Genomic DNA, 26,420 nt, shown 5'->3' on the forward strand with positions numbered 1-26,420 from the left:
GATTGAAACAGGGGCAATCTGATGGTTTTTGGCCGGGGACTAAGCAGAGGCGATGCTGCTGTCAGGAGTGCGGGTACGCGATCGCACCGCACTCCTGACAGCAGCAATTGGAGGCATCTTTAACAGCAGTGGCAACTGCTTTTAGTCTTTGAAGTAGCGAGTTCGACTTATATAAATGAAACTAGAGTCCAATAACCCTTAGTTAGTCCTAATTAAGAAGATAGTCTTTAATCTTGTTTTGATGAGAGCGCAAAATTTTCAAAGCAAGATGTTCAGTTTTACGAATTGTTTCTCGACTAAGATTTAGGCGTTTTGCAACTTGACTCAAAGTCAGTTGCTGATTATCTTCCAATCCAAAACGTAGAGTCAATACTTCTCGTTGCCTTGGCTTAAGCAATGCCAGCAACTCGCTCAAGTCCTGGTGTAAAAGCTCTTGAGTTATTTGCTCATCTAGGGAAATACCATCCATCGGTAAAATATCAGCTAGTTCAGTTTCGCGCTCATCCCCGACTCGCATTTCTAGCGAGACTGGAGTCCGGGAAACGTGAAGGTATTCCCGTATTTGATTGGGCAATAGATTCAACGATTCGGCAATTTCTGCTACAACTGGAGGACGACCCAAAGATTGAGATAGTTGCTGCTGTATTCTCCTGATTTTGTTTAACTTTTCGTTGATATGAATTGGTAAACGAATAGTGCGAGACTTATCTGCTACAGCACGTGTTATTGACTGGGTAATCCACCAATAAGTATAGGTTGATAGTTTGTAGCCTTTGTTAGGGTCAAACTTTTCGATTCCTCGTTGCAATCCCAGTGCCCCTTCTTGGAGCAAGTCGAGAAAATCTAAATTGTGATTTTGGTACTTTTTAGCGATCGCTACCACCAATCGTAGGTTAGCTGTCACCATTTTATGTTTAGCTTTTTGACCTTGTTGAATGATTGACTGTACTTCAGCTTCGCTTTGCCCAAGCGAGGTAGCTAATTCTCTTGTGATTGGTTGTCGGTTTAGTTCAAGTGCGAGACTTGAGCGCTGTTCTTCAATCGCCATCATCTGCTGCACAAGCCTAGCGTTTGTAATTTCTTGCTCAGGAGTTAGCAGAGGGTAGCGTCCGATTTCTTTGAGGTAGGAGCGAACTAAGTCGGTAGTTTGGCTGGGCATACTTTCAATTAATTGTGACGAATACTTTTATTTTTCGTTTGAATAGAAATTTTTATTTCAAGGATTAGCTAGCAAATTAAATCTTAACCCCAATGTTTATCTTTGGGAAAAAAGTTTATAACTATAATACTTGAAATCTTCAAATAGATAAATACTAAAATTTGCTTTATTTTATAACCAAGCTTTAAAAAAACAAAGAAAGTTGGCTAAATTAAATTAGAGAAATGCTACGCTAATTTTAGAGTGAAGTCCTCTCTTAAAGGGAGAAGATGTTCAAATTCGCTTCACATTTGAACAAGGCTTAAGAACGCTTTGCGTAAATCAATTGAAAAATACAATTACTTAGTTGAGGAATAATCATGGATATGCAACCTCTACTCACCTTGGCAATCGTAGTCATCTTTTGGGCATTTGTGACTCTCGTTATGTTCCAGTTCATTAACGGACTATTTGTATCGGCTGCTTACACTAGTAATCTGGTTTCGGTTAGTAATGGAAATATAGCTACTTCTACAATCCCACCAGTATCAGAAATAATCACGCCACAAACTCTGACTTTTGAAAAATTATCAGATCCTTGGATGTTAGAGGATGAAATTGTTCATCGTACAAGTAATGAAAGGGAAAGAGAAAGTTCCATCCTTTCCCCTTTACCCCTGCCCTTTTACCCGACTTCTGTAAGAAGTCCATTGAGATTACTGCCTCCAATTAAAGAAATTTCACCACAACCAAAACGTACTACTCGTTCCAATAAAGCTAACAATTCTGCCAACAAGTCACCGAAAACTAAAAAGGCTGATGTAAATTCTTCAGGCAAACGCAAGCCAGTTAGACCGCGTAAAGCTGGCTAATTCGCTTTTTAAGCCTCGGCTGATCACCTAAGAATAAATGTCGGAAGGTTCAAAAGTTCAAATGAGGCAATTACTTGCCTCATTTATTAATAAGAGAAAGGCTTCGCCATAGCAAGAGTGAAAAAATAATATTGTGAGTGATGCAATGGTACAGCAACTTTTCACTCAAGGTTCTTTATTCGATTTGCAAACAGTAATCGATTATGGGCAGTCAGTTATTAATGTTGCCCAAGAGCTTGCAAAAGTTTTAACAGATAATCGCCCTCTCTCTACAAAAACTGTTTCTTCCCAGATGAATCGCTACTTTCTAGGCACTGCCGCGTCTGGTGCATGGCAATGGAAAGATGCTTACGAAGCTGTGGAAGTGGCGCAAATATTATATCTGCGTCAAAAAGGTTATAAACTTTTATTAGAGTCGCCGCTAACAGTATTATTGGAATTGCAGAAGTTAGTAGCCCTCTGCCCAACGCAAACACGGCGCAGTGAAGAGTCAGTAAAGCTTCAGCAGTTCTCCACCCCTCTGCCGCTTGCTTATCTGGTAGCCAAAGCAGGATTTGTACAAGCTACTGATTTGGTGCTGGAGCCATCTGCCGGAACTGGCTTAATAGCCCAATTTGGAAAACTACAAGGCGCAAGTCTGATGCTCAACGAGCTTGCACCCGATAGAAGTAAGATTCTGCGGCGATTATTCCCTGGCACTCCACTATTCTCAGTAAACGCGGAGCAGATTAACGATTACCTAGCTGGTAAAACTCAGCCCTCAGTTGTACTGATGAATCCACCGTTTTCGTCATCCCCGAAAATCAACAGTCGCAACCCCGACGCAACAAAGAGCCACATCAACTCGGCATTGCAAAGACTGGCTGACGGTGGACGATTGGTAACAATCACAGCCAACTGGTTCTCTCCCAATAATCCTACTTGGCGAGAGACTTTTGTTAAGTGGCACTCGGAAGCACGAGTTTTAATGTCGGTCGGGGTTAACGGCAAGGTGTACTCAAAACATGGTACACAAATCGACACTAGAATCACAGTAATTGACAAGGTTCCGGCTGATAATCACAGGCAAATCCCCTGTATTTCCGAAACTTTGGACTTACCCGAACTGCTAGCGTTGATTGAGCAATTACCTAAGCGATCTTCGTGGAAACGCTCAGAAGAAGTCAAAGCTGCTGCGAAGGCAAAAGTTGTTCAATTGCCAAAACGTACTACAGTTGCACAACCAGAAACAGTTTCCTTTCTTCCAGACGACGTAATAGTGCTGGAATATGAGGTTATCGAGTGGACGGCTAGTGAGGGTTTTAAAGATACCCTATACGAAACCTATCGCCCACAGCGAATCCGAATCAAGGACGCTTTACCTCATCCCTCGCTTCTTTGTGAAAGTGCAGCTCTAGCGCTTGTCTCGCCACCACCACCAACTTACAAACCGCATCTCCCGCGAAACATTGTCTTACAAGGATTGTTATCTGAAGCACAACTTGAAAGCGTTATTTACGCAGGTCAGGCGCACTGTGAATTCCTGTCTGGGTCTTATATTGTGGATGATTCTTGGGATAATGTGACTGTAGCGGCAACTGGCGAAGAAAATGCTGTAAAATTTCGCCGTGGCTGGTTTCTTGGCGATGGGACGGGTGCGGGGAAAGGAAGACAATGTGCAGGAATCATCCTCGACAACTGGTGTCAGGAACGAAGAAAAGCAATATGGGTATCAAAGAGTGCTGCTCTTATTGAGGACGCACGTAGGGACTGGTGTGCTTTAGGAGGTGATGCAAAAGACATTATCGACCTCTCAAATATCAAGCTTGGCGACCCCATCCCTTTCATCCAAGGCATTCTGTTCTGCACGTACTCTACTCTACGTTCTCAAAAGAATGGTAAAAGTCGGCTCAAGCAAATTGTTGAATGGGCTGGCATTGATTTTGAGGAAGCAATCGCTTATGACGAGTGCCACAGTATGGGCAATGCAATGGCGCAAGAGGGCAAACTGGGCATGGTTGCAGCATCCCAGCAAGGTATTGTTGGGCTGCGGTTGCAAAACGCACTGCCATCAGCACGGGTTATCTATGTTTCTGCAACTGGTGCAACTAAAGTCTCAAATCTCTCATACGCCAATCGCCTGGGACTTTGGCAGACTGGAGATTTTCCGTTTACCTCCCGTGAGGATTTTGTGGAATCCATTGAGGGCGGTGGTATCGCTGCGATGGAAATCGTAGCCAGGGATCTCAAGGCTTTGGGGCTGTATCTGGCGCGGAGCCTTTCATTCGAGGGAGTTGAGTATCAAACTCTCGAAATTGAGTTAACGCCGAGGCAGAAACGGAGCTATAACAGCTATTCCGATGCTTTTCAAGTTATTCACCATAATTTAGACAAAGCCCTGGAAGCTTGTAATATCTCTGGTTCCAAAACTTACAACCGTGCTGCAAAGATGTCTGCTAAGTCGCAGTTTGAAAGCCATAAACAGAGATTCTTCAATCATCTGCTGACCGGGATGAAATGCCCTACCCTGATCAAAGCGATTGAGCAGGATTTAGTCCAAGGTCTTGCTGTTGTCATTCAAATAGTTTCGACTAATGAAGAACTTTTGAAACGACGACTTGATGAAGTTACGGCTTCCGAATGGAAGGATCTCAATCTTGACTTGACCCCACGGGAATACGTTATGGATTACCTGATGAGTGCTTTCCCCATTCATCTGCATTCCATTCATTCTGGCGAGGATGGAGAAGAAAGATCCGAGCCAGTCTTTGACGCTGATGGCTCTCCAGTTATTTCCCAAGAAGCTGTAGCCTTGAGAGATGCGTTAGTCGATAAGTTAGCAAGCCTTGATCCCATCCCCGGCGCATTAGAACAATTGCTGTGGCATTTTGGTCACAAGCAAGTGGCTGAAGTCACAGGTCGCAGTAAACGAGTTCTGAAAGATGAATCTGGACGTTTGTTTGTGGATTCTAGAGGCAGTGGGGCGAATATTGCTGAAACTGCTGCGTTTATGCAGGGAGACAAACAAATCCTCATCTTCAGTGACGCTGGTGGCACAGGCAGAAGTTATCATGCTGACCTCAACGCTGTGAATAGGAGACGGCGATCGCACTACCTGCTTGAAGCCGGCTGGAGAGCAGACAACGCAATTCAGGGATTAGGGCGATCGCACAGAACCAACCAAGCATCTGCGCCCGTGTTCAGACCTGTAACCACTAACGTCATCGGTGAACGTCGATTCATCAGCACTATTGCTAGACGGCTGGATAGCTTGGGCGCACTCACTCGTGGACAGAGGCAAACTGGAGGTAACGGAATATTTTCAAACAAAGATAACCTTGAGTCAAACTACGCCGAATATGCACTGTATGAACTGTTCAAGCAGATATTCCAAGGGCGGTTTGCCCAAGTGCCTTTGGGAACTTTTGAGCAGATGACGGGACTTAGCTTAACCTCTCATGAAGGCGGGATGAAAATCGACTTGCCCCCATTGCGGCAATTCCTCAATCGGCTGCTGGCTCTACGCATCGATATGCAAAACATCATTTTCGAGAGGTTTGAACTACTCTTGAGTCAGCAGATTGAAGCAGCGATCGCGGCGGGGGTCTATGAGATGGGTGTTGAAACGCTTAGGGCTGACAGGTTTACTATCGAAAGCCAAGAAGCTGTGTACACTCATCCCACCACTGGTAGCGTCACCAACTACCTCAAAATTGAGCGAGTTCAGAAGAACAACATCAGAACGGCTCAAGAGATGGTTGAATTTGCTGCCAAGTACCAAGGGCAATTCATGGTGAATGAGAAAGGTCGTGCGGCGATAACAATTCCAACGCATAGTCTATTCGACTCTGAGGGTGGAGTTGTCCCAAGAATTTTGCTGATTCGCCCACAGAAAGAAACTCGCATATCAGTCCAAGACTTGGAATCTTCCACTTGGCGGCAGGTTTCGGCTGACACCTTTGCTGCTACTTGGTCTATTGAAGTAGACGCACTGCCCAAGTTGACTACCGATTACCTGCATTTGGTAACTGGTATTCTCCTACCCATCTGGAAAATACTACCACAGCAAAATAGTCGAGTATTCCGACTGCAAACCAGCGATGGACAAAAGATACTCGGTCGGGTGGTGAATGGTAATGATATTAAGTCGGTGGCTGAACAACTCGGTCTGAAGGATAAGCTGTTAAGCCCACAGGAGTTAGTCTCTTTAGTGCTAAACGAAGGCTATTCCCAGCAGTTACCGGGTGGCGTTACTTTACGGCGTTCTTATATTGCCACAGAACCTCGCATAGAACTGGTTAATGCTATCTCACTGGCAGAGCGACTCTTAGCTGTTGGATGTTTCACCGAGATCATCAACTGGCAAAAGCGTGTGTTCATTCCGGTTTCAGACAAAGCGCCAGCTATTCTCGCGGCTGTGATTGAAATCTTGGGATAAGTCAAAAGCTGATGTATCTAATAAATACATCAGCTTATTTTTCGCTCAAACACGAGTGTGATTTTATTGTCCGAAATGAAGGTAAGCGGACGATTTTTCGAGGTAATCTACAGACGAGTGAGGAGATATTTCCGCTTTCAGAAGAACGTGCCAGTGAGCTAGAAGTTATGATTTTAGAGAGGGAACGATTACTTCACAGGAAACATGAGCCATCACATAATGGACACTATATTAGCAGTCACAATATTGAGTTGAACTGAAGTAGCAAAACAAATTCTGTAAATGTACTAAATGGCACACCCGCTTTTATTAAATTAGAATTACCTTTGAAACCGCAATAATAATTCTTCACGGTCAGCCTGTAAAAGTAAGCCAAGATATTCTTCCCTAGATAACTGCATTAACTGAGGAATAATTGCCTCTAACTCACTATCTAAATTTCCAAAACGTACTTTTAAAAGCGTCGAAATTGTTTCTCTTCTTTCGATTTCCACACCTTCTTGTTGCCAACTTGTTACAATTTGCATAACTTCCTCCCGTTCATCTAATCCCATTCTACTAATCACCGTTTGAAAAACCTGCTTCTCAGTATCATCAAGCCGCAAATAAGTATCAACAAACCCCGAAATTAATTGCATCCGTGCTGGATCTAACTTTAAAGTTGTCAGTAACCGCAAACATTCCGCCTTCACCTGCGGACGTTCTGACACTGCAATATTCATCTTCGCCATCAGCGCCGCTGCCACTGGATTGTATTGAGTTAGAAAATCCCGCCAGCTTAGGCGATTTAATTGAATTGCTGCAAACTGAAATTCCAGTACCTTTAAATCGGGAAACGTGACACGATAATTTTGAGATTCAGCACGTTTTGGTTCATCGAAGGAGAAAATTACAACTGGATAAATTGGTAAATCATATTTTTCATGCAAGCGTGCAAAATACTTAAACATCCGCTTGGCAAATTCTGACTCAGTATAAGACTGATTTTCAACGTGAATTAAAAAATAAGTTTCCTGTTGCTGATAACGCACCTGCGCTAGCAAATCAATTTCTTTCTTTTCGCCAGATGTGACATCAGTAAATACATCTTGGGGTAAAAACTGGATAGAATCGCGGTCTATTTGGCTGGCTACTTGAGGCAGGAATAAATCGAGAAACTCAACAAAAAATGTAGATATTAATTCTTTGAAAAGCCTGTCATGGTCAATCATTCTAGCAACTCCTCCAACACGGGGCAGATATAGCGTAGCTGACACCAGGGGCAAAATAGTACAAATTTACCTAAAATCGAGGTTTGTAGTATGCCAATGACAAAACTAAAGCCCTTATTCTTTCGTTACAGGCTTGTCTAACAAGGAGCAAGCATGACTTGAATAATTTATCTAAAAGTGATAGCTAAAACGCTTATAAACTAATGCTTTCCGCCTATCTTTCTCTTAGTGTCAGCTACGCTATATTTACCCCAAATTGCAGTTTTTCAGACAACAATCAGGTTCCCAGGTATTTATCACAGAACGATCCCTTCTCTGCGAGACGCTACGCGTAGCTTGCTTCCACGAAGTGGTACGGTGAGCTTTCCTGCGGAACGCTGCGCGAACGCTAACACCAAACTTTTCGGTCTACTGAAATTTGTACAACTTATTTTTACATGATGGCTTAATCAAATAAATACTCTTGGATGTCATTGTGCTGACGACGGAGAATACTTATCGCCTTGACTTGGATTTGACGAATCCTCTCTCGGCTTAGGTTTAGCTCTTTACCAATTTGAGCGAGATTAAAATGCTGATCGTTCTCCAGACCAAAGCTTAAAGTCAACACTTGACGTTGAATTGGTGTCAGTGGTTCTAATAATTTAGCTACGTCTTGCGATAGAAGTTCTTGGGTAAGGAGTTTTTCTGGTGAAACACCAACGTCTGTTAAAATTTCGCCCAATTCTGTTTCTTGCTCATCTCCGACTTTTTTATTTAAAGAAATGGCTGTACGAGAGGCACTGAGATATTCTCGAAGCTTATCGGGGCTGATGTTTAATGATGCAGCTATTTCTTCAGCAGTGGCATGGCGACCGAGTTTTAGAAAGCTTTCTCGCTGCACCTTCTTAATTTTATTAAGAATTTCGGTTAGATGAACAGGCAATCTAATAGTGCGGGATTGTTCTGCAATTGCTCTGGTTATAGCTTGGCTAATCCACCAGTATGCATAGGTCGAGAGCTTATAGCCCAGGTTGGGGTCAAACTTTTCTATACCCCTCTGTAAACCGATTGCTCCTTCTTGGATCAAATCTAAGAATTCCAAATTGCGGTTTTGATATTTTTTGGCAACAGATACTACCAGTCGCAAGTTAGCTGTCACCATTTTCTGTTTAGCTTTTTGACCAAGGTGTAGCGCTGCTCGGATTTGTGTTTCAGTTTTTTCAACAGCATTGGCTAATTCTTTCATTGTTGGTTCCCGGTCTAGCTGTTGGGTTAGTTCATTTTTAGATTGCTCAATAGCAATCATTTGTTGTACCTGTCTACCATAAGCAATTTCTTCGTCTGGTTTCAATAAAGGATACTGACCAATTTCCTGCAAATAGATGCGAACCATGTCTGAACTGAGGCTGGACATACAAACTTTTCGGCTTTTTTTTAACCTGGGGATTTAAAAGTATAAATCAAATAATTCGATAAACTTTTTTATTTTTAATAATCAAAATTCATCACTAATAGATTACATCTCACCAATGCAGCCCTGTCTGAAGCAAGCGTTGCTGTAACCTTGTGTACCGCCGTTGGTCATCAGTAGAACGCACCGCTAGAGATATCGCTTTTTTTGCGCCAACTACGATCGCTAACTTCTTGGCACGAGTTATACCAGTGTAAAACAGGTTCCGGGTCAACATCATATAGTGCTGCATATAAATTGGCAGAATCACCACCGGATACTCTGAACCCTGGCTTTTATGTATAGTAACGCTCCAGGCTAAAGTAATTTCATTCAGGTCAGCATAGTCGTAAATCACAGTACGCTCTCCATACTGCACAATTACTTCTTGTTCAACAGTATCAATGTCGGTGATAATTCCCAAATCTCCATTGAAGACTTCACGCTGGTAATCATTCATTTGTTGAATGACGCGATCGCCAACTCGCAGTATCATCCCACCTCTATTAATTTCCACCTTGTCGGGGGTAGGTGGATTAATCAACTGCTGCAATACAGTATTAAGGTTGCGAGTCCCTACCAAGCCCCGCGACATTGGACAAAGTACTTGCACATCAGTAGCAGGATTAAAACCCAGCCGTGGAATCAAATCGCTAATCAACTCGCAGATTGCCTGTACACCATGTTCGGGCTGATGTCCGCCGCCGTGCCAAATACAGTCAGACACAGGATTGTCGGAGATTGGCTCGATTGTGGGATAAATTCCTCGATTAATCTGGTGGGCGGCGGTGATAATTGCGCTCTGTTGAGCTTGGCGAAATACCTGGGTCAACCGTACTACGGGAACTCGCCCAGAATTAATCAAATCAGCGAGTATTTGACCTGGGCCCACAGATGGTAACTGGTCAATGTCACCCACCAACAACAGTAGAGCGCCAGATAGTACTGCTTTAATTAAGGAGTAAGCCAGAAATAAATCAAGCATACTGGCTTCATCAGCGATAATTGCCGTGTGGGGTAAAGGATTTTCGCTATCACGCTTGAAACCCCTTGAGCGCGGGTCAAATTCTAACAAGCGATGAATAGTTTTAGCCTCCAACCCAGTTATTTCACCCAAACGTTGAGCAGCGCGTCCAGTGGGTGCAGCTAGGGCTATGGATTTACCCATTGCTTTCCACAGGCTGACAATCGTGTGAGTTGTGAAGGTTTTTCCAACGCCAGGGCCACCAGTGAGGATCATGATTTTGGAGTAGGCTGCTGTTTCTACAGCTTGGCGTTGCTGTTCTGAAAGCTGAATTTTACGGCTGGCTGTAAAGCGGTTAATCCAATCACGCACACGCTCAATGTCAGTATCAACAGGCTTTTCTAAGCGTTGGCGGATCAGTTGAGCTAAATTCTGTTCCGTATGAAAGTAAGTCGGTTTGTAGCAAAGTAGGGTTTTATTCTCATCCCACTCTCTAATCAGTTCATCTGTTAGAGCCATGTCTTTGATGATTTGTGCAATTGCTTCTTCTGTGGGCTGATGAGATTCGGTTGTCAGCAGTTTGATTACCGACTCAATCAGTTCGCTTTGTGGCAGGTAACAGTGACCATCTTCGGCAGCTTCACTTAGGCAATGGATAATCCCCGCACGGTAACGAAATTCTGAGTCTGGTGCAATTCCTATATTTCTCGCAATCTTGTCAGCAGTCAGAAAGCCAATACCGTAGATGTCAGCTGCTAGCTGGTAGGGGTTTTTGGTAACAGTAGCGTTCGTCGAAGACGTGCCGAAGGTATCGCCTCATCTTTATATTGCTTGTAAATCTTCACAGCATAAGTGGTAGAAACGCCATGCCCCTGGAGAAATACCATCACTTCTTTGATGGCTTTTTGAGTTGACCAGGCGTTTTTAATGAGAGTGATCCGCTTTTTGGCAATACCCTGGACTTCAATCAGTCGTTCAATCTGATTTTCGATGATGTCGAGCGTTTCTAAACCGAAGTGAGCGACGATACGCTTGGCTGTTACTGGCCCAACACCTTTAATCAGCCCACTACCCAAATATTTTTCAATTCCAGTGAGAGTAGCTGGTTTGGTTTCTTTGTAGTTGACTACTTGGAACTGGGGGCCAAATTGTGGATGGTCACGCCAGAAACCAGTTAGTTGTAAAGTCTGCCCTGGCTGGATGTTAGCAAAGCTGCCAACAATTGTTGTGAGTTCGGTGCTACGGGGACGGGTCAGCCTTGCCACAGTGTAACCCGATTCAGCAGAGTAAAAAGTTAGGCGTTCTACGACTCCGGTGATTGTTTCGTGTTGAGGAAAGGCACTTACTTGTTGAGGGGAAAGATTAGGGGGAGTGGACATTGCCTGTTAGAAGAGGCCGCACATTATTATAATACTGGAAGTCAGTTAATTATAGTACATAAATACTATATGACACACCCAGCATTAGTGTCATCTAAAACTCACCCTAATTTCCCTTCATCACTCTTATATGTCATAGTTCTAGGCTTCCTTTTCTTAAGTGGAACTACTGATTTTTTGGGTGCTGGAGGAGGGCGGTAGCTTTCGCAGTAAAGCGATGCTGGTTATACCTATTATCAACGAGGTGAGCAAAAACGTTTAGAACAAAGTATATGACACCTTGACTTGGTAACTCACTTTGTCCGGGATAACTATATTACAAATTACAAAAACTGCTTACTACATCAGGGTTTTAATCTCATCGAGCTTTTCCTGAAGGACTTGGCGTAGTTTAATAAGTCGTGTCTGTTCCAATATTTTTAAATTTATTGACTGGATATCCTTAATAGTTTTGTCCATCTGTTTGTTCTGCTTGGCTTCAGAATTAGAAGCACTATACTGCTCTAGGGTTTGCTTAACTAGTGTTTTAGTTTGGCTCAATGATAGTTTTTCTTCGATGACTCGATGAGTTACCTGAGTACGAATCATCAGAGCTTTAGATTCTTCAATCTTCATCTGTTCAGAGGATAACTTATTGAGTTCTCTTACTTTGCTGGTTTCTAACCCTTCAGAGCGAATGACATTTTTGAGGTCTTCTGTCACTTTAAGAAGAGGAAAGATATTGTTATTAATCGATACCGGATTGAGTTGTAGTCCTAACAAAACTGAGACAATCTCATGTTCCTCATGTTCCTTGAAATCAGATGTTTCTAGCCATTCTTGTTGTGTCATCAAATCAGAATCTTTAATCAGTGCGAGATATTGAAGCTTCTTGCTACGGACTAGTCGGTTAATGAAAGCATTCAAAAACTTTGGAATCTCGTCTTCTCTTCCGCTCAGATCCGGATATTTATAAATAATTAATCGAATAAGAGCAGTTGCTAAGTCAAGGTCATGAAGTTTTTGTGAGTGAATACTACTTACCAGTTGACCCTCAAAAACTACGACTTCATCTGAAGTTTCTTCTTTAGGTAGAAAGACAGCTTTCAGTTTTGTCATTCCAGCAAGTGGAGCTGACCTCCATCTGAGTTCTCCATCAAATATTTTGTAGCGTCCATCAATTTGTGGAATAAGCACTATTGGGTTTTGCTGACCTTGCCGACGCAGACTCTCTGCTCGTTCTTGGATTACTAATTGAGGAAACGTTTGTCTCGGTTGAGCCGGATCGGGATCTATAAGATTTACTGCAATTTCATGTATCCCTCCTTGAGTAGCCAGTTGATTAGTGAGTTGCTCAATTTGTTGCTCTAATGTAATTTTTTCTTCTGAACTAAATACATTTGTTCGCAGCTGTATAATTTCTACTTCGAGTTTCTCTATCTGACTTTTAAGTTGGTGAATTTGCTGAGACTGACCTGCTTGGCCAAACAGTTGACTAATTTCTACAGGTTTTTTACTTGGCATTACAGTTCCTCTGTCATCAATTTAATTAAGCTAGTCACAATAGGTTTAAAGTCTTCACTAGCATCATAACCAGGTCGATATAAATTTAAGGGTAATCCAGAACCACTAGCTTTAAGGTAGTAATTAGATTCTCGAATGTAGGGAAAGCATCGGATTCCCATCTGTTTAATTAGAAAGGGAAGAGTTCTCTCAGGCTCAATATCAGTTCTGAGGTTGCCCTTTTTGTCTAAACCTAAAATATCTCGATGTGCCCCAACGCCATATAAATCTACTCGTGTAGGTACAAACCCTAATATTTCAGGTTGAGGTTTCAATCTCAAATCGTCTACTTTACTATAGAACCAATCTAAAAAACCTGCGAAAGCTCCTGTATCTTTATATTCTGGTTTGATAGGAACAAGCACATGTGTAGAAGCTGCTAGTGCAATCAAACCCATAGGCTCTAAGGAAGCAGGAGTATCAAAGATAATCAAATCGCTATTTAAGGGAAAATCTTCTAATCTATCTTTCAGTGTGTAGTGACGGCGATTATAGTTATATATTTCTGCAATGCTTTCTTCGAGAAATTTTCCTCCTTGAATAGCCGTAACCGTGGAAAGATGTTCTGTCCAAAGTGGAACAAGTGGGTAGTCACCTGTAAATGTTTTTTTGAAGACAGCAGCTAGAGACTGCTCCATTGATGCTGGTGCAAGCCTTGCAAAAATACATAGTGAGCCGTTTTGATCGAGTTCTATTAGGGTAACTTTGTAACCTTTGGCACCTACAGCATATGCTAAATGGGTTGCTACCGTGGTTTTACCTGACCCGCCTGCATTACTAGCAATTGTTAGCCGGATCTGCTTTTTAACTGTTTTCTTTTTCATTACAATGTCTTTTAAAACTCACATCTTTCTTAGTTTTATTTATTACCAACAACTGAGTTAATTCAAAAAAATCGTGATTTCATAAAAAGGTTGTTTTACATAACAAGGCTCCTCAAATCTTTGATAGTGGCAACTTGATACATAATATACGGATCGTTTATGAAACTAACATTAGTTTCATAACCTTGTATATGACTAAGGTTAATTTCTTCTGCTCTAAGATTCGCTAATTACTACTGTTCTAGCACCTACCGGTAGCCCATCAATAACATCTTTGAAGTGTAACTGTGGGAAGATATCAGAAAAAAAAGGAACATAGCATTGGACTAGCCAATTATAAAGGTTAAACTTTTCCACTCCCATTTGTAGATCAGTTGCCCCTTCTTGATTCAAATCCAGCAGTTATAGGTTATTCCAGCAATATTTTTTAGCTACTCCAACTTTCCCTTCTTTACACACTGCACCCCTGCGAATGTCTCGAATGATGCAGGTTTAATTGAGATATTAACTCTCAACATCGCTTATTTCCAGTCAAACCCGTCGCTATCCCCAAAATCACGATCATGCTAGACCACGCTTATCACCTTGAACATCTTACAGAGGCATTAAAGTATAAATCAAACAGCCAACTATCTAAATTAATTTCTGCTGTATTGATAAAAAAGATTTCAAAAATTCCTCATGGGGGCTATATGGGGGCTATATATACCCCAACAATATCTTAGGACTTTTGGGACATTTTGACCCCTATATAGGATGTATATAGGTGCTAAGTGGGGTACATCTGACTTTTTGATATTGTGTACCCCACTTAGCCCCCAAGGGTTTATGATAAACTCTTGAGTCTGGATCAAAAAGGGATAGTTATTTTATTCTTCTTTCTCTTGCCCTTGCAGATCACTTAAACAGATAATTTTCACTTTCTCAAAGTGTATTACCTTTGTCTTTATGTCAAACATTCACACGTTGCAAAAAATTTTTCCTGCGGGTTTTGATAACGGTTACGGAAGTCTCAAACTTTTAGTCGAAGGGTTTGAAGTAGTTCGTGTGCCGAGCTATATAACCAATGCCGAGATGGAAGATGTGCCAGGGCGTGTAGTTTTTAACGGTAGTGCTTATACAGTTGGAGAATCTGCTTACCGGACAGGGAATTATTTTGACCGCAACACAGACAATAATGAAAATAAAGTCAATAATGCATTGTTGACTTTATTGGGTGCATTGGCACATCTCCCACACCGTAAGGCTTGGCACTTAAAATTAGTCGTCAGCTTACATGATGTTGGTCTGGCTGAAGAATTGCAAAAAGTACTCAATGGAGAATATCAGCCAATACTTGCTGGCAAACAATCAGACGTGAAGGTAGAAGTCATCAAAGTTGTGCTAGAGGGGATGGGTGCATTGTTTGGGCATCCACTACCCAAAAAGTTAACCATTTTAGACTTTGGCAATGGTACGACCCTGTATTCTCGTTACAACCGGGGTCAGCGAGAAGTTCACACTGCCTACCCCATCGGTGTAGAAGTTCTCATCGATGATATCTCCCAAAAAATGAAACATTTAAATGGTGGAAAAATTGGGGATGCTTCCAAGATTCGGTTCTGTCTGGAAATGGGGCATACTAGGTACAGCCGTGACATCGATATTAAAGATATATACAGCGCTTGCTTGAAAGATTGGTATGAAAAATACTTAAAGAAAGTGGTGAATCTGACACTGGATGCCAAGCACCAAGGGGATGAAATCTGGGCGATTGGTGGAGGCTGTCTGTTACCAGGATTTAAAAAATTGTTAGAGAAGAACGGTTTCAAGATTCTCGACAATCCAGTAGAAGCCAATGTCTTTGGGCTTTTAGAGATGGCAAAGACCATCAGCAGCAAGAATTCAGCATCTACATCTATTAAGTGATCGCAATGGCAGACAAACTTGACTTAACTCCAGAAAAAGTTCGGATCAAAGATAGCTACCGAGAGCGGATATTTGCCGAATCACAGCAACTAGGTAAAAGTTACCTGGAGACGCTTTATTTTATTATTGATTGCTATTTTGCTTTCAGAAAGGGTGCATTTCCCACACAACAAGTAGCTTTCACCCCGATTAATACAGAAGATAATAAACTCTTTTCAAGGACTGCAACTTCATTTACAGAGGAGGAAGAAGAAAATTCTGATGGAGAAACATTCAGCCTTGATTTTGATTTGTAACCGTCAAATGAAATTGACAACGGTAAAGAAGGGGAATTAGCCTTAAAGGTGGAAAGGGGAATGGCACGCTTGTTTTGCGTAAATTCCTGGTCTTCCTGGATGAAAGGGTATAGGGTATAGCGTGTGGGGCGTAGGAAAGGAAGAAGATGTTGTCCTATTTGATGCACTAAAATTCAATTTTCTTAACACTACATCCAACGCCTACCCCCAACAAGATAGCCCTTTGCGACTGTAACCGATATCTTGTAATCTATTTTGTAAGCCTGACAATCTTATAAAGAAATATCATCATTCAAATCTTCTAACTTTAGCAAAAGATTTACAATGAGAAGAGAAAAAATTTTCGGCATATTTCTTGGCTCTGCACTATTAATTGGTTCTTTACCTTGTGTAGCAGTTGCACAGACTGATCCTAGCGCAGTTCCATCTAAAATTAATGGTAGTACCGCCCAATCCAAAACAGTAGTTGCACGTATTTGGCATGGTCAAACATTCACCAATAAAGCAGACGAATATTATAAATATTTAACTGAAGCTGGAATCAAAAAAATTCAATCGATTCCTGGTAATCTTGGAGCGCAAGTATTTCGTCGTACTAATGGCACAATTACAGAGTTCACTGTCATCTCTTATTGGGAGTCACGCAATGCTATTCGTGCCTTTGCTGGAAATGACATAGAAGTTGATGTTAACGGCTAGAGTCAAGGGAATCCAGTAGTTGAAATGACCACGCCTAACGGAACTATCAATCTCTCCGAGGGAACGAATAAAAACGATTTGTGAGTCTTGGGGCAGTCGAACCCCCGGTAGGCTAGACGAGAAGCGGAATTCTCACAAGTCGGGTAGGGCAGACCGTAATTGGTCAGAGGTGTTCAGAAAATACAAACTCCAGAAGAGAAAACACCTTCTCTGCGGTCAGTAAGTTGTTAGAAAAGCCTCTACTATGGGAAAACTTGAACTAAAAGGTTGTGTTAAAGACTTCAGAGTGTTCGTTAACAAAACAAATTATCTCAGACAGAAAATAGTCATGAATCTTTTCTTAAAACTTGATAAAAAAACACAATTCAAGGCTCTATTTTTGCTAGCATTTATTTCTTTTGTCTGGATTATATTGCCACCATTTTTATATAATTTATTCCCTTTAAATTTTAGTAATGAAAGTTGGGATACATCATCAGTAGGACTGGCTTCAGTTGGCATGATGACTCGTGGTCAGCAGAGATACTTTTTAGAGCATAATGGCATTTTTAGTAAGTCGATTCATGAAATAGATATTGCTCTTAAAGAACAAATGTTAAACTCGTCAAAAAACTATAACTATTCTATAAAAATAACCCCAATCTCTGCATTCAATTATGCAAATCCCCGACGAGAGTATGTAAAAAAGGGATGGTTCGTAAAAATACCAGTAATAGGTTATGTTAGTGGTGTATTTATTGTACCTAATACTAAAAATTCTAAAAATAAACTAACAACTTTCGCAATTATATGTCAAAACAAATTACCAGGCACTATCCACTTAAGCGATCCTATTTATCAAAATGGTATTATTACTTGTGGTTCGGGAACTATAAAATTGCAGAAACCCAAACAACTTGCCACTAGAATTCCTCAAAAATATCAGCAGAATCGGGCTAGCATTTAATAATGATAATCGGAGAAATGACACAGATAAAATCTCCAGTTCACTGGTGGATTTTCAAGGACAAAATCCACGATTAGATCAATTCGTATGCGAACACAAACGAGATTTTAGTTTGGCAGATACAGTACTCTCACTTGCCCGAAGTTGGAAGTTTTAAAACCAGACGAATAGCTCAAGCGCAAGACTCTAATAACTTTCCAAACATTTTTTTACGGGTGGTTTGGTGCAGGAAATTTCCACTCTGTAATTCCGTCCTGTGTTCCACTAAACAAAGTCTTGCCATCCCTACTAAATACCATTGCCCCTGACCAGTTGCTAACATCGGGCAGAGTTGCTTCCATATTTCCTGTTACCAGATTCCAAACCCGATATGGTTTATATCCTCCACCAGCAATTAAAGATTGCCCATCAGGACTAAAGGCGATGGTGATCTGTGGAAAATAAAAGCCCCCAAAATCCTGCAACAATTTTTCTGTTGTCAGGTTCCACACTTTTACCTGCTTGGCACTACCACTAGCGAGCAACTGACCGTCACGACTAATGGCTAAAGCAGATACTGCACCATAATGTCCAGTCAAAGTGGTGCGCTTTCGTCCAGTTGCCAGATCCCATACAGTGATGCGATTGCTCCAATCGCCACTAACCAAAGTCTTGCCATCGGGACTCAGCGCCAAAGTGATTACAGCATTCGGTGTTTGTGCCAATGTGCTTGTTAATTTTCCAGTCGCCAAATTCCATATCTTAATGGTGTTGTCGGAACTGGCACTCACAATTGTTTGCTGATTGGGTGTGATCACCAGTGCATTAACAACTTCAGAATGCCCTTTGAGCGTAAATTTGAGTTTTCCCGTCGCTAAATTCCACACCTTAATGGTCTTATCTAAACTCCCACTCACCAAAGTCTGACCATCAGAAGAAAGCGCAAGGTCATAAATATCATTTGCGTGTCCTTTGAGAGTTAATTGCGGCTGCTGACTTGGCAGATGCCAGACGCTAAAGCTTTTGCCACCGCCGCCCACTAGGGTGTGACCATCAGAAGAAAGGGCGATCGCTTCTGCTACTCCACTTAACTTCTGCACTACTGTCAAATCGCAATACTGGGAATGAGGCTGCGACAACTTGCAGATATTCGTTGCTCGGTAACTGCTCCTGAAATATGCTCCGACTTGTATCACAAAAATCACAATCACTACACCACGCAGCAACCATATCTGTTTTTTGCTTAACCAGTTGTCTAACATCAGCTCTTTTCTCTTTTCGGTAGGTAGTTGAATTGATCGCAAACAGGGTTGATGGTGTGGGGTGTAGGGAAAGACTGTTTGCCCCATACCTTATAAGTACGAGCTATTATATTCATGTATGTCTCAGAAAAATATGTATTTCCAGATACATAGTACTGCCTTATAGTGTCTCGTAGAGAGAAATACAGTGTCCGTTTTGTTACCCCTGATTTTAATTATAGGGTGTTGCAGATTTAGAAGATATCGGCGGTTGGCATGGTAAAAGCCTTGAAGCCTGACCAAGCAAAAGCAGCGTTCGCCTGATTGAGAGTGTGATCCCTTTCCGTAGACCCCAGTCCATTTAACCAAGGGAGAAAATGAAGTGATTGTGCGAGTAACAGGGTTAACCGTAAAACAAGTACAGCAATTACAGGCACAGCTGTCTCAAGAAAATTAATCTCAGTAGACATTCATGTATTTTCTGTTGCTGGTGGCGGGTAACAACACTCCAAATCCACCTATAAACATCAATAATCCAATGGGCGAAATCCTTACCACAATAACCTCCATCGACCCATATCTGAATCAAACGACCAAAGCGATCGCGTAAGTTCCCTTTACGGATAATGATTTTTAAAAATTATCAATCAGAATACATGCGTCAGTCGTCAGAATACAGGAAAGGTATTCTGACCGAAAAAGTGGATAGCGACGTGGAAAGCGAGTCCGTGATAGCAAAGCGTAGCGAGTATTTTCGAGTCGCGTCAAGATTGCTGACCGGAGAAGACAGGAAACGTCTCCGGCTTTGCTCCTGAATTGGTGAATAGCTGAATTCTTCTTCAACACATTCATTGTGTTCAGTCCATGCAATAATACTCGCTCGTAATTGTGGAAAAACATCTGTTGGTAGCCACAGACAATCTCTGAGCCTGGACGCAAAAAAGACTGCGTGTTCACCAGTACCACAAGAATTTCTAAAATAGTGCCACTAAAGGCAACACTTGTAAAAGTACTTCTAGAATTGGTTCGCGGTTACGCTCGGTTGCTGGTGCATATTGTCGTGCGTCTTGTGGTGTCATCTGTATCCTTCTACCTTACGCTACCAGAAAATCACATCTTCACGAGCAGAATCAGTAGCTAAGTCAGCCTTAGATAACTTAGTCAATAATATATAATTTCTTTTTTCATTATGTGTAGAGATCGCGTGCTAAAGTATTGTTTATTTTAAGTTATTTCAGAGTATGTCAACCTACGACTTTAGAGTTTTGAAATAACTATCTATCTGAAGGCGAGGTATGACAACAAGCTTTAGTCGGCGTGAATTTATCTTGTTTGGTTCAGCAGCGTTTGCTACTAGCTTAGTGGTGCAAGCTTGCAGTAATAAACCGACGACACCAACAGCGACAACAACGGGTGGTACTGAAGAGTTTAAAATAGCGATCGCTCTCCCTGGAATGATTACTGACAAAGGCTGGAATCAATCTGGTTATGAAGGAATTAATCTAGCAAAACAAAAGCTAGGTGCAGAAACCGCCTATGTAGAAAAAGTAGCACAAGCAGATCAAACAGAAGTATTAACAGATTTTGCTCGTAAAGGCTACAATCTCATCTTCGCACATGGCGGACAATTTGATACCGCAATTGAACAAGTTGCCTCACAGTTCCCCAACACATTTTTTGTGGGTGTGAATGGTAATCTTAAGGCTGAGAATATTGCTTCTTTACGAATAGATCACCTACAAGCTAGTTATTTATGTGGCATTATCGGTGCTTCTGTCACTAAATCTAATAAATTATCTTATATTACTGGAGAGAAGTTCCCCGCTACCGAGGGAGAACTCCGGGGATTTGAATTAGGAGCAAAGTCTGTTAAACCAAATATCCAAATTACCTCTACTTTTACAGGTGATTGGAATGATGTTGCCAAAGCCAAGGAAGCGACGCTTGCATTAATTTCTTCTGGGGCTGATGTCATCTATCAATGGTTAGATAACGCCTCAGCAGCAGTCTTACAAACAGCAGGTGAAAAAGGAGTATATGCTTTTGGTAACACTAAGGATCAATTAGATGTTGCACCAAAAGCTGTTTTAACCAGCGCTGTAAAACGCTTAGATTTAGCGATAGTTTACATAGCAGAATTAGCTAAACAAAAACAACTCAAGGGACAAATATATACAATTGGTTTAGAAAGACCAGATATATTATTTTTAGGTAAGTTTGGGGCAATTGTGCCGGAAGTGGTTAAGCAAAAGGTATTGAATGCAAAGCAAAAGATTGTTAATAAAAAAATCGTTTTTGAAGATTGTAAAGAGGCTGGTAAGGATACGCGCTGCGTGAAGCAAGCAACAACATAGGTTTGGTAGACTAGATTAAAAAACAAGAATAATTGTCTTTGTAGAGACGGCGATTTATCGCGTCTGTCTAATGTGCAACGAGTTACCGCGTCTGTCTAATGGTTTTGTATTTTAGACGCGATGAATCGCGTCTCTACAATGGGGGCAAGGCGAGGGGTGTTAGGGATTTTTGCAAGAGGTTTACTAAAGTCCTCACTACGAGCTATCAGTTTTGTGAATATGAACTATTTACGCTTAAACAATATTACCAAACGCTTTGGGTCTTTTATTGCTAATGACAATATCAATCTCTCTGTTGCATCTGGAACTATTCACGCAATACTAGGCGAAAATGGCGCAGGTAAGAGTACTTTAATGAATATTATTAGTGGACTCTATCAACCTGATGCTGGGGAGATTTATCTCCAAGAAAAACCAATAAAAATTACTTCACCAAATGAGGCAATTAAATTAGGTATTGGTATGATTTACCAACACTTCATGCTTATACCTCAATTGACTGTCACAGAAAATATCATCTTAGGGATGGAGAAAACTTGGCGGCTAAATTTACAAGATAAACAGCAACAAATTGCCGCATTATCCCAAGCTTATGGATTAGAAATTGACCCCACTGCCAAAGTTGAAAATTTATCTGTTGGGGCACAACAACGGGTAGAAATTCTCAAAGTTCTCTACCGGAGAGCAAAGTTGTTGATTCTTGATGAACCTACAGCAGTTTTGACACGGACAGAAGTAGAATCATTAATTGCTATCTTGCGACAATTGGCAGCCGCAGGTAACACAATCATTTTTATCAGTCATAAATTAGAAGAGGTAATGAATCTCTGTGATTCAGTAACAGTTCTGCGCCAGGGAAAGGTAGTAGCAACAATATTAACTTCAGCAGCGACACCTCAGCAGTTAGCAACATTAATGGTAGGACGTGAGGTAAGTTTACAGTTAAATAAAAGTCCTACATTACCAGGAGAAATCATTCTATCGGTGCAAAATTTACAAGTTGCTGATGAAAGAAATATTCCTGCTGTAAATAATGTATCTTTTGAACTGCGGGCGGGAGAAATTTTAGGAATTGCTGGTGTCGCTGGGAATGGACAGCGAGAATTAGCTGATGCCATTGCTTTTGTGCGGACTATTAAGCAGGGTAAAATTGAGTTTACGCCCAAGCATTCCTCAGTGGGCTACATTCCAGAAGATAGGCAGACAATGGGATTGGTGTTACAATTTAGCATCGCCCAAAATTTGATTTTAAAAGCTTTTAAATATCTGCCATTTTGTCGCCGTTTTTTGTTACAACCAGAAGCGATCGCTAATCGTGCCCAAGCTGCAATGCAAGAGTTTGACATTCGGGCGAATGGGATTTATATCAAGGTAAGTCAGCTTTCGGGAGGAAATCAACAAAAAGTGGTGTTAGCGCGAGAACTGGCGCTAACACCAGCTTTAATTATCGCTATGCAACCCACAAGAGGGTTAGATGTAGGGGCGACAGTAGCCGTCCAGTCTCGAATCTTAACAGAACGCGATCGCGGTGCCGCAATTTTATATATTTCTACTGAGTTAGAAGAAGTGATGGCAATGAGCGATCGCATTGCCATAATCTACAGAGGTGAGTTTGTGGCTATTTTGGATGCAGCTACGGCGAAGGTGGAAGAAATTGGTTTGTTGATGGCTGGTGGGGTTAATCAATGATCCCAACTAATCGTATGAAATTACTGTCACCAATCCTATCACCCCTAATTGCGATCACCTCCGCCCTTATCGTCGGTGCTATCCTCATACTAATTGCTGGGGCAAATCCCATCACCGCATACAGCATTTTATTTCAAGAATCTATCTCTACCTACTTTGGATTTGGTAACACCCTCACCAAAATGACACCGCTATTGTTCGCTAGTTTGGGCGTGTTAGTAGCATTGCGGGCTGGGCAATTTAATATCGGTGGAGAAGGACAAATTTATCTGGGTGCATTGGGAAGTACTTTAATTGGGTTATATGTGCAAGGATTACCTGCGGTGATTCATATCCCCTTAGCACTTTTGGCAGGATTTTTCTTTGGTGCAGTTTGGGGTTGGATTCCTGGTTATCTCAAAGCCATGCGCGGAGTGAATGAGGTAATTACTACATTATTGCTCAACTATATCGCGGTGAATTTAGTTAGCTACCTCGTACAAAACCCATTAATGGCCACAGGTGCGCCTAGTCCTTATTCGCCATTAATTGCTAAAACATCGCGTTTGCCGATTCTCTTACCGCAAAGCCTTGCCCATGCTGGGATTTTATTCGGTTTAATTGCCGCAGGTATTTTATGGGTATTGTTAGTGCGATCGCCGCTAGGTTATCAAATTACAGCAGTGGGATTTAACCCGATTGCTGCCCGTTATGCCCACATATCTGTTGAACGTACCATTATGCTGGTGATGGCTTTTTCAGGTGGTTTAGCTGGGTTGGCTGGGAGTTGTGAGGTGATGGGGTTGAAATATCGGCTATTTGAACAAGTTTCACCAGGTTACGGATTTGATGCCATTGCGATCGCTTTTTTAAGTCGTGGTAGTGTTGTCGGTGTAGTCTTAACTTCTTTGTTTTTTGCAGCGCTTCGCAGTGGTGCAAATGTGATGCAGCGTAGTGCAGGTGTACCGGTAACAGTAGTTTACGCGATTCAGGGGTTTATGGTGTTATTTATTGCTATCAGTCTCGCAGTCGAAAGAGAAATAAGAGTAAAAACGCAGAGGGACGCGGAGGTTTAACGCAGAGGAACACAAAGAAAACTCTGCGATACTTTGCGCTTCCCTCTGCGTTTAAAAATAACTCCATGAATAATTTCAACTTCTTCTCCGATTACTTAATCGCTACCTTACGCCTAGCCGTCCCCCTAGCATTTGCAGCCCTTGGAGGATTGTACTCGGAACGAGCGGGCGTCTTAAATATCGCCTTAGAAGGAATGTTGCTTATAGGTGCTTTTACTGCTGCTGCTGCCACTTTCTACATAGGTAATCCCTGGCTTGGTATCCTCGCTTCCTTAATTGCAGGTGGATTAGTCGGACTACTCCATGCTGTTTTGTGTGTAACTTTGCGTGTCGATCAATTGGTATCTGGGCTAGCAATTAATCTCGTTGCAGCTGGATTAACATCGTTTTTAGCCCGGTTAGTGTTTAGTGGCAGTAGTACGCAGCAGTTACCTGGAATTGGGGCAATTACTATTCCTGGTTTAGCCAATATTCTCCTAATCGGGCCGCTACTATTTCAGTCAGATTTTTTAGTATACTTATTATTTATCTTAGTCATTTTAACTACATACATTTTATTTAAAACTAGCTTTGGATTGACATTGCGGGCAGTGGGAGAATCTCCGAAAGCTGCTGACACAGCAGGTATTTCTGTAGCATTTGTTCGTTATATCGCTGTGGTGATTAGTGGCTGTCTTGCGAGTTTAGGAGGTGCTTATTTAACTCTCGTACAAGTAAGATTTTTTGCAGAGGGGATGAGTGCTGGTAAAGGATTTATTGCGATCGCAGCATTAATTTTTGGCAGATGGCATCCTATAGGTAGTGCTTTAGCTTGTTTGCTATTTGGGGCTACAGAAGCTTTACAACTGCGAATTCAGGCATTAGGGGCAAATATCCCTTACCAATTTTTAGTCATGCTACCTTATGCGATCGCTTTATTGGCATTAGTGGGATTAGCGGGAAAATCTACACCTCCTAAAGCTTTAGGTACTCCCTACTTTGGAGAAAATCGCCAGTCAGACTAAAAAAACGTTCCTTCGACGAACTCAAAAACAGCACTAAATAAGATTGAATCCTTATGTACTAATATTTGTTAATGCTTGGCAATAAATCAATATCAGATGTAATCCTCATCCCCCGCTCCCTATCCCCACCTTATGAGTACATTGAAGATGGGGACTTCCGCGACACGTTAAAATCTAGGGTTTACTGCTTACGCATCTCAAGAATTATTTCTAATCAACTGCAACAAGATGTGCCTGCGTGTTTGCTTGTCTTTCAGCTACACCCAAGATTATTTGCTCAATACGGTCTAGTCGGTTAGGGAAAGGTGCGTCGGTCATTTTCAAGAGTGTTTAACTTCTATAATTTTACTTCGTATAACCGGGTTTAAGATTTGTAGCGCTCAAACTCAAGTGGTAAGGGTCTACTATCAATAATTCATTCATTTGCCGATAAACCAAGTTTGGCACGAAATTCTTTGTTGTATTTTGCGGGAAGAATTCAGTCCTTCTGAATTCAGAAGGACTGAATAGTTAAAGAATCAGGAGAACATTTGATGAATAAATATACCAATCATTCTAGATTCCTGATAAATTCTGGCTTCTGACTCCTGGGTGCTGAATTCTTACAATCTATCTTTGTAAGTCTACTTTTTGTGTTTGAGATTTAGCTAATATTTCATCAATTTGAGTATTAACATCTTCAAAACTTTGTAATATCTGTGGAGTTAGTTTATTAGTCTTTACCTGACCAGATTGCAAGTTTAAAATTACCTCTCCATTTTTCTGCGAAATAGTTAAATTTCTCTGCTGGGTATTGAAAGCCAAGTCATAAATCTTTCCTTGAACTTGAGTACCATTTTCATCAGACTTACCCCAGACCATGCCAATCCTTTGAGCAATTTGAGTCAACCGACTGATTCTTTCAAGCTCAAATGTATCTTGATTCATTACTGTCAACGCTTCGGCTGATAATTGCTCACCAGCTTTAAACCCATTTGCCACTTCTACAATGCGTTTTTTGTAATTCTCCGACTTCCCTAACTTATCTGCGGCATTATACCAATTTCTCAAGTCATCAATAGTAACTGATTGAGTTTGGACTGTTTGGTTGGGTGCGGCTCTATTTTGTGGTTCAGGAAACGGGACTATAAAACCCTCCACATAATCCCCCAATGGCTCTAGATGTAGTCCCCACACCTGCTGTTTTTCCGTGAATAATTCTGGTAATGCTTTGGGTGAGTGCTTTTCCATGTCAGCCCATTGCTGTTGATAAACGGGGTCAGCAATCATATCAGGTGTGATTTGATACTGCTTACCGACTCGAAAGGCGACTTGTTTCCCAATGCCTGTAGCTAGAGCTATATCACCCTGTTTAAATCCATACTGTTTGTAAGGTTGATAAGCTCTAGTGGTGTGAGTTCGACCATATCCTCTCATCGCATCAATGCAAGTATCCACGGGTAAAACATTGGTGTCACCATGCATCATTAA

The 26,420-nt window shown here is 41.6% G+C and carries 20 protein-coding genes and 3 pseudogenes; 12 read left to right on the plus strand and 11 right to left on the minus strand.

The features are described 5' to 3' along the window. Window positions 1–208 precede the first annotated feature (208 nt). Complete coding sequence (locus RM347_RS28940) at window positions 209–1,159, minus strand: RpoD/SigA family RNA polymerase sigma factor (RefSeq protein ID WP_322720287.1); 951 nt, start codon at window positions 1,157–1,159, stop codon at window positions 209–211. Window positions 1,160–1,518: 359 nt separating this feature from the next. Here RM347_RS28940 and RM347_RS28945 point away from each other — a divergent pair, with 359 nt between their 5' ends. The 3 genes from RM347_RS28945 to RM347_RS28955 all read left to right on the plus strand — a co-directional run bounded on the left by RM347_RS28945 (window position 1,519) and on the right by RM347_RS28955 (window position 6,687). Continuing rightward, window positions 1,519–2,010 (plus strand): hypothetical protein, encoded by a 492-nt coding sequence (locus RM347_RS28945; protein WP_322720286.1) that lies wholly within the window; start codon window positions 1,519–1,521, stop codon window positions 2,008–2,010. Window positions 2,011–2,155: 145 nt separating this feature from the next. Beyond that, window positions 2,156–6,427, plus strand: coding sequence for a strawberry notch-like NTP hydrolase domain-containing protein (locus RM347_RS28950; RefSeq protein ID WP_428850627.1), 4,272 nt, complete (start codon window positions 2,156–2,158; stop codon window positions 6,425–6,427). Window positions 6,428–6,438: 11 nt separating this feature from the next. Further along, on the plus strand, window positions 6,439–6,687 hold the full coding sequence (locus tag RM347_RS28955; protein WP_322720284.1) for a hypothetical protein: 249 nt from the start codon (window positions 6,439–6,441) through the stop codon (window positions 6,685–6,687). A 60-nt stretch (window positions 6,688–6,747) separates the two neighbouring features. Here RM347_RS28955 and RM347_RS28960 read toward each other — a convergent pair whose 3' ends face one another. From RM347_RS28960 to RM347_RS28980, 5 genes and pseudogenes are all read right to left on the minus strand, one after another. Further along, window positions 6,748–7,638, minus strand: a complete 891-nt coding sequence (locus RM347_RS28960; protein WP_322720283.1) for an Rpn family recombination-promoting nuclease/putative transposase — start codon at window positions 7,636–7,638, stop codon at window positions 6,748–6,750. A gap of 445 nt (window positions 7,639–8,083) precedes the next feature. After that, the gene (locus RM347_RS28965) at window positions 8,084–9,034 is read right to left on the minus strand and encodes an RpoD/SigA family RNA polymerase sigma factor (RefSeq protein WP_322720282.1); all 951 of its coding nucleotides are present in this window, start codon (window positions 9,032–9,034) and stop codon (window positions 8,084–8,086) included. A 109-nt stretch (window positions 9,035–9,143) separates the two neighbouring features. Continuing rightward, window positions 9,144–11,413: pseudogene (gene recD2, locus RM347_RS28970) on the minus strand (SF1B family DNA helicase RecD2). A 339-nt stretch (window positions 11,414–11,752) separates the two neighbouring features. Continuing rightward, the gene (locus RM347_RS28975) at window positions 11,753–12,916 is read right to left on the minus strand and encodes a ParB/RepB/Spo0J family partition protein (RefSeq protein WP_322720281.1); all 1,164 of its coding nucleotides are present in this window, start codon (window positions 12,914–12,916) and stop codon (window positions 11,753–11,755) included. After that, window positions 12,916–13,779, minus strand: coding sequence for a ParA family protein (locus RM347_RS28980; protein ID WP_094331605.1), 864 nt, complete (start codon window positions 13,777–13,779; stop codon window positions 12,916–12,918). The genes RM347_RS28975 and RM347_RS28980 overlap by 1 nt, the downstream gene beginning before the upstream one ends. Before the next feature lie 948 nt (window positions 13,780–14,727). On the opposite strand from RM347_RS28980, the gene RM347_RS28985 reads away from it, so the two are divergent. The 4 genes from RM347_RS28985 to RM347_RS29000 all read left to right on the plus strand — a co-directional run bounded on the left by RM347_RS28985 (window position 14,728) and on the right by RM347_RS29000 (window position 17,628). Continuing rightward, complete coding sequence (locus RM347_RS28985; RefSeq protein WP_322720280.1) at window positions 14,728–15,687, plus strand: ParM/StbA family protein; 960 nt, start codon at window positions 14,728–14,730, stop codon at window positions 15,685–15,687. A gap of 5 nt (window positions 15,688–15,692) precedes the next feature. After that, window positions 15,693–15,983 (plus strand): hypothetical protein, encoded by a 291-nt coding sequence (locus tag RM347_RS28990; RefSeq protein WP_322720279.1) that lies wholly within the window; start codon window positions 15,693–15,695, stop codon window positions 15,981–15,983. 324 nt (window positions 15,984–16,307) lie between these two features. Continuing rightward, window positions 16,308–16,682 carry an antibiotic biosynthesis monooxygenase family protein gene (locus RM347_RS28995; protein WP_322720278.1) on the plus strand — a complete coding sequence of 125 codons (375 nt, stop codon included), beginning with the start codon at window positions 16,308–16,310 and terminating at the stop codon, window positions 16,680–16,682. Between the two features lie 328 nt (window positions 16,683–17,010). Beyond that, on the plus strand, window positions 17,011–17,628 hold the full coding sequence (locus tag RM347_RS29000) for a type IV pilin-like G/H family protein (RefSeq protein WP_322720277.1): 618 nt from the start codon (window positions 17,011–17,013) through the stop codon (window positions 17,626–17,628). Between the two features lie 209 nt (window positions 17,629–17,837). Here RM347_RS29000 and RM347_RS29005 read toward each other — a convergent pair whose 3' ends face one another. Both RM347_RS29005 and RM347_RS29010 read right to left on the minus strand, forming a co-directional pair. After that, window positions 17,838–18,869 (minus strand): WD40 repeat domain-containing protein, encoded by a 1,032-nt coding sequence (locus RM347_RS29005; RefSeq protein WP_322720276.1) that lies wholly within the window; start codon window positions 18,867–18,869, stop codon window positions 17,838–17,840. 233 nt (window positions 18,870–19,102) lie between these two features. Next, entirely contained in the window at window positions 19,103–19,318 is a 216-nt protein-coding gene (locus RM347_RS29010; protein WP_322720275.1) for a hypothetical protein, read from the minus strand. Window positions 19,319–19,320: 2 nt separating this feature from the next. Here RM347_RS29010 and RM347_RS29015 point away from each other — a divergent pair, with 2 nt between their 5' ends. Next, the gene (locus RM347_RS29015) at window positions 19,321–19,458 is read left to right on the plus strand and encodes a hypothetical protein (RefSeq protein WP_322720274.1); all 138 of its coding nucleotides are present in this window, start codon (window positions 19,321–19,323) and stop codon (window positions 19,456–19,458) included. A 23-nt stretch (window positions 19,459–19,481) separates the two neighbouring features. Here RM347_RS29015 and RM347_RS29020 read toward each other — a convergent pair whose 3' ends face one another. Continuing rightward, window positions 19,482–19,805, minus strand: a complete 324-nt coding sequence (locus RM347_RS29020; protein WP_428850628.1) for a hypothetical protein — start codon at window positions 19,803–19,805, stop codon at window positions 19,482–19,484. Continuing rightward, window positions 19,693–19,927: pseudogene (locus RM347_RS29025) on the minus strand (DUF938 domain-containing protein); the annotation flags it as partial. The pseudogene RM347_RS29025 and the gene RM347_RS29020, both read right to left, overlap by 113 nt. Window positions 19,928–20,143: 216 nt before the next feature. On the opposite strand from RM347_RS29025, the gene RM347_RS29030 reads away from it, so the two are divergent. The 4 genes from RM347_RS29030 to RM347_RS29045 all read left to right on the plus strand — a co-directional run bounded on the left by RM347_RS29030 (window position 20,144) and on the right by RM347_RS29045 (window position 24,950). Then, window positions 20,144–21,202 (plus strand): BMP family protein, encoded by a 1,059-nt coding sequence (locus RM347_RS29030; protein WP_322720273.1) that lies wholly within the window; start codon window positions 20,144–20,146, stop codon window positions 21,200–21,202. A gap of 219 nt (window positions 21,203–21,421) precedes the next feature. Then, window positions 21,422–22,891: an ABC transporter ATP-binding protein gene (locus RM347_RS29035; protein WP_322720272.1), complete on the plus strand. Its 1,470-nt coding sequence runs from the start codon at window positions 21,422–21,424 to the stop codon at window positions 22,889–22,891. Continuing rightward, on the plus strand, window positions 22,888–23,946 hold the full coding sequence (locus RM347_RS29040; RefSeq protein ID WP_322720271.1) for an ABC transporter permease: 1,059 nt from the start codon (window positions 22,888–22,890) through the stop codon (window positions 23,944–23,946). The genes RM347_RS29035 and RM347_RS29040 overlap by 4 nt, the downstream gene beginning before the upstream one ends. Before the next feature lie 65 nt (window positions 23,947–24,011). Next, window positions 24,012–24,950: an ABC transporter permease gene (locus tag RM347_RS29045; protein ID WP_322720270.1), complete on the plus strand. Its 939-nt coding sequence runs from the start codon at window positions 24,012–24,014 to the stop codon at window positions 24,948–24,950. A 609-nt stretch (window positions 24,951–25,559) separates the two neighbouring features. Here the strand turns inward: RM347_RS29045 and RM347_RS29050 are convergent. Then, window positions 25,560–26,420, minus strand: a pseudogene (locus RM347_RS29050) (hypothetical protein); the annotation flags it as partial.

Source organism: Nostoc sp. ChiQUE02 (genome assembly GCF_034531305.2).
GTDB lineage: Bacteria > Cyanobacteriota > Cyanobacteriia > Cyanobacteriales > Nostocaceae > Nostoc.

Bases quoted from the DNA above. Each gene is read 5' to 3' on its own strand.
- RM347_RS28995 (WP_322720278.1), top strand. From the start codon at position 16,308: ATGAGAAGAGAAAAAATTTTCGGCATATTTCTTGGCTCTGCACTATTA.
- RM347_RS29035 (WP_322720272.1), top strand. From the start codon at position 21,422: ATGAACTATTTACGCTTAAACAATATTACCAAACGCTTTGGGTCTTTT.
- RM347_RS29030 (WP_322720273.1), top strand. From the start codon at position 20,144: ATGACAACAAGCTTTAGTCGGCGTGAATTTATCTTGTTTGGTTCAGCA.
- RM347_RS28965 (WP_322720282.1), bottom strand. From the start codon at position 9,034: ATGTCCAGCCTCAGTTCAGACATGGTTCGCATCTATTTGCAGGAAATT.
- RM347_RS28945 (WP_322720286.1), top strand. From the start codon at position 1,519: ATGGATATGCAACCTCTACTCACCTTGGCAATCGTAGTCATCTTTTGG.
- RM347_RS29040 (WP_322720271.1), top strand. From the start codon at position 22,888: ATGATCCCAACTAATCGTATGAAATTACTGTCACCAATCCTATCACCC.
- RM347_RS28975 (WP_322720281.1), bottom strand. From the start codon at position 12,916: ATGCCAAGTAAAAAACCTGTAGAAATTAGTCAACTGTTTGGCCAAGCA.
- RM347_RS29045 (WP_322720270.1), top strand. From the start codon at position 24,012: ATGAATAATTTCAACTTCTTCTCCGATTACTTAATCGCTACCTTACGC.
- RM347_RS28950 (WP_428850627.1), top strand. From the start codon at position 2,156: ATGGTACAGCAACTTTTCACTCAAGGTTCTTTATTCGATTTGCAAACA.
- RM347_RS28985 (WP_322720280.1), top strand. From the start codon at position 14,728: ATGTCAAACATTCACACGTTGCAAAAAATTTTTCCTGCGGGTTTTGAT.
- RM347_RS28990 (WP_322720279.1), top strand. From the start codon at position 15,693: ATGGCAGACAAACTTGACTTAACTCCAGAAAAAGTTCGGATCAAAGAT.
- RM347_RS29005 (WP_322720276.1), bottom strand. From the start codon at position 18,869: ATGTTAGACAACTGGTTAAGCAAAAAACAGATATGGTTGCTGCGTGGT.
- RM347_RS28955 (WP_322720284.1), top strand. From the start codon at position 6,439: ATGTATCTAATAAATACATCAGCTTATTTTTCGCTCAAACACGAGTGT.
- RM347_RS29000 (WP_322720277.1), top strand. From the start codon at position 17,011: ATGAATCTTTTCTTAAAACTTGATAAAAAAACACAATTCAAGGCTCTA.
- RM347_RS29015 (WP_322720274.1), top strand. From the start codon at position 19,321: ATGTATTTTCTGTTGCTGGTGGCGGGTAACAACACTCCAAATCCACCT.
- RM347_RS28960 (WP_322720283.1), bottom strand. From the start codon at position 7,638: ATGATTGACCATGACAGGCTTTTCAAAGAATTAATATCTACATTTTTT.
- RM347_RS29010 (WP_322720275.1), bottom strand. From the start codon at position 19,318: ATGTCTACTGAGATTAATTTTCTTGAGACAGCTGTGCCTGTAATTGCT.
- RM347_RS28980 (WP_094331605.1), bottom strand. From the start codon at position 13,779: ATGAAAAAGAAAACAGTTAAAAAGCAGATCCGGCTAACAATTGCTAGT.
- RM347_RS28940 (WP_322720287.1), bottom strand. From the start codon at position 1,159: ATGCCCAGCCAAACTACCGACTTAGTTCGCTCCTACCTCAAAGAAATC.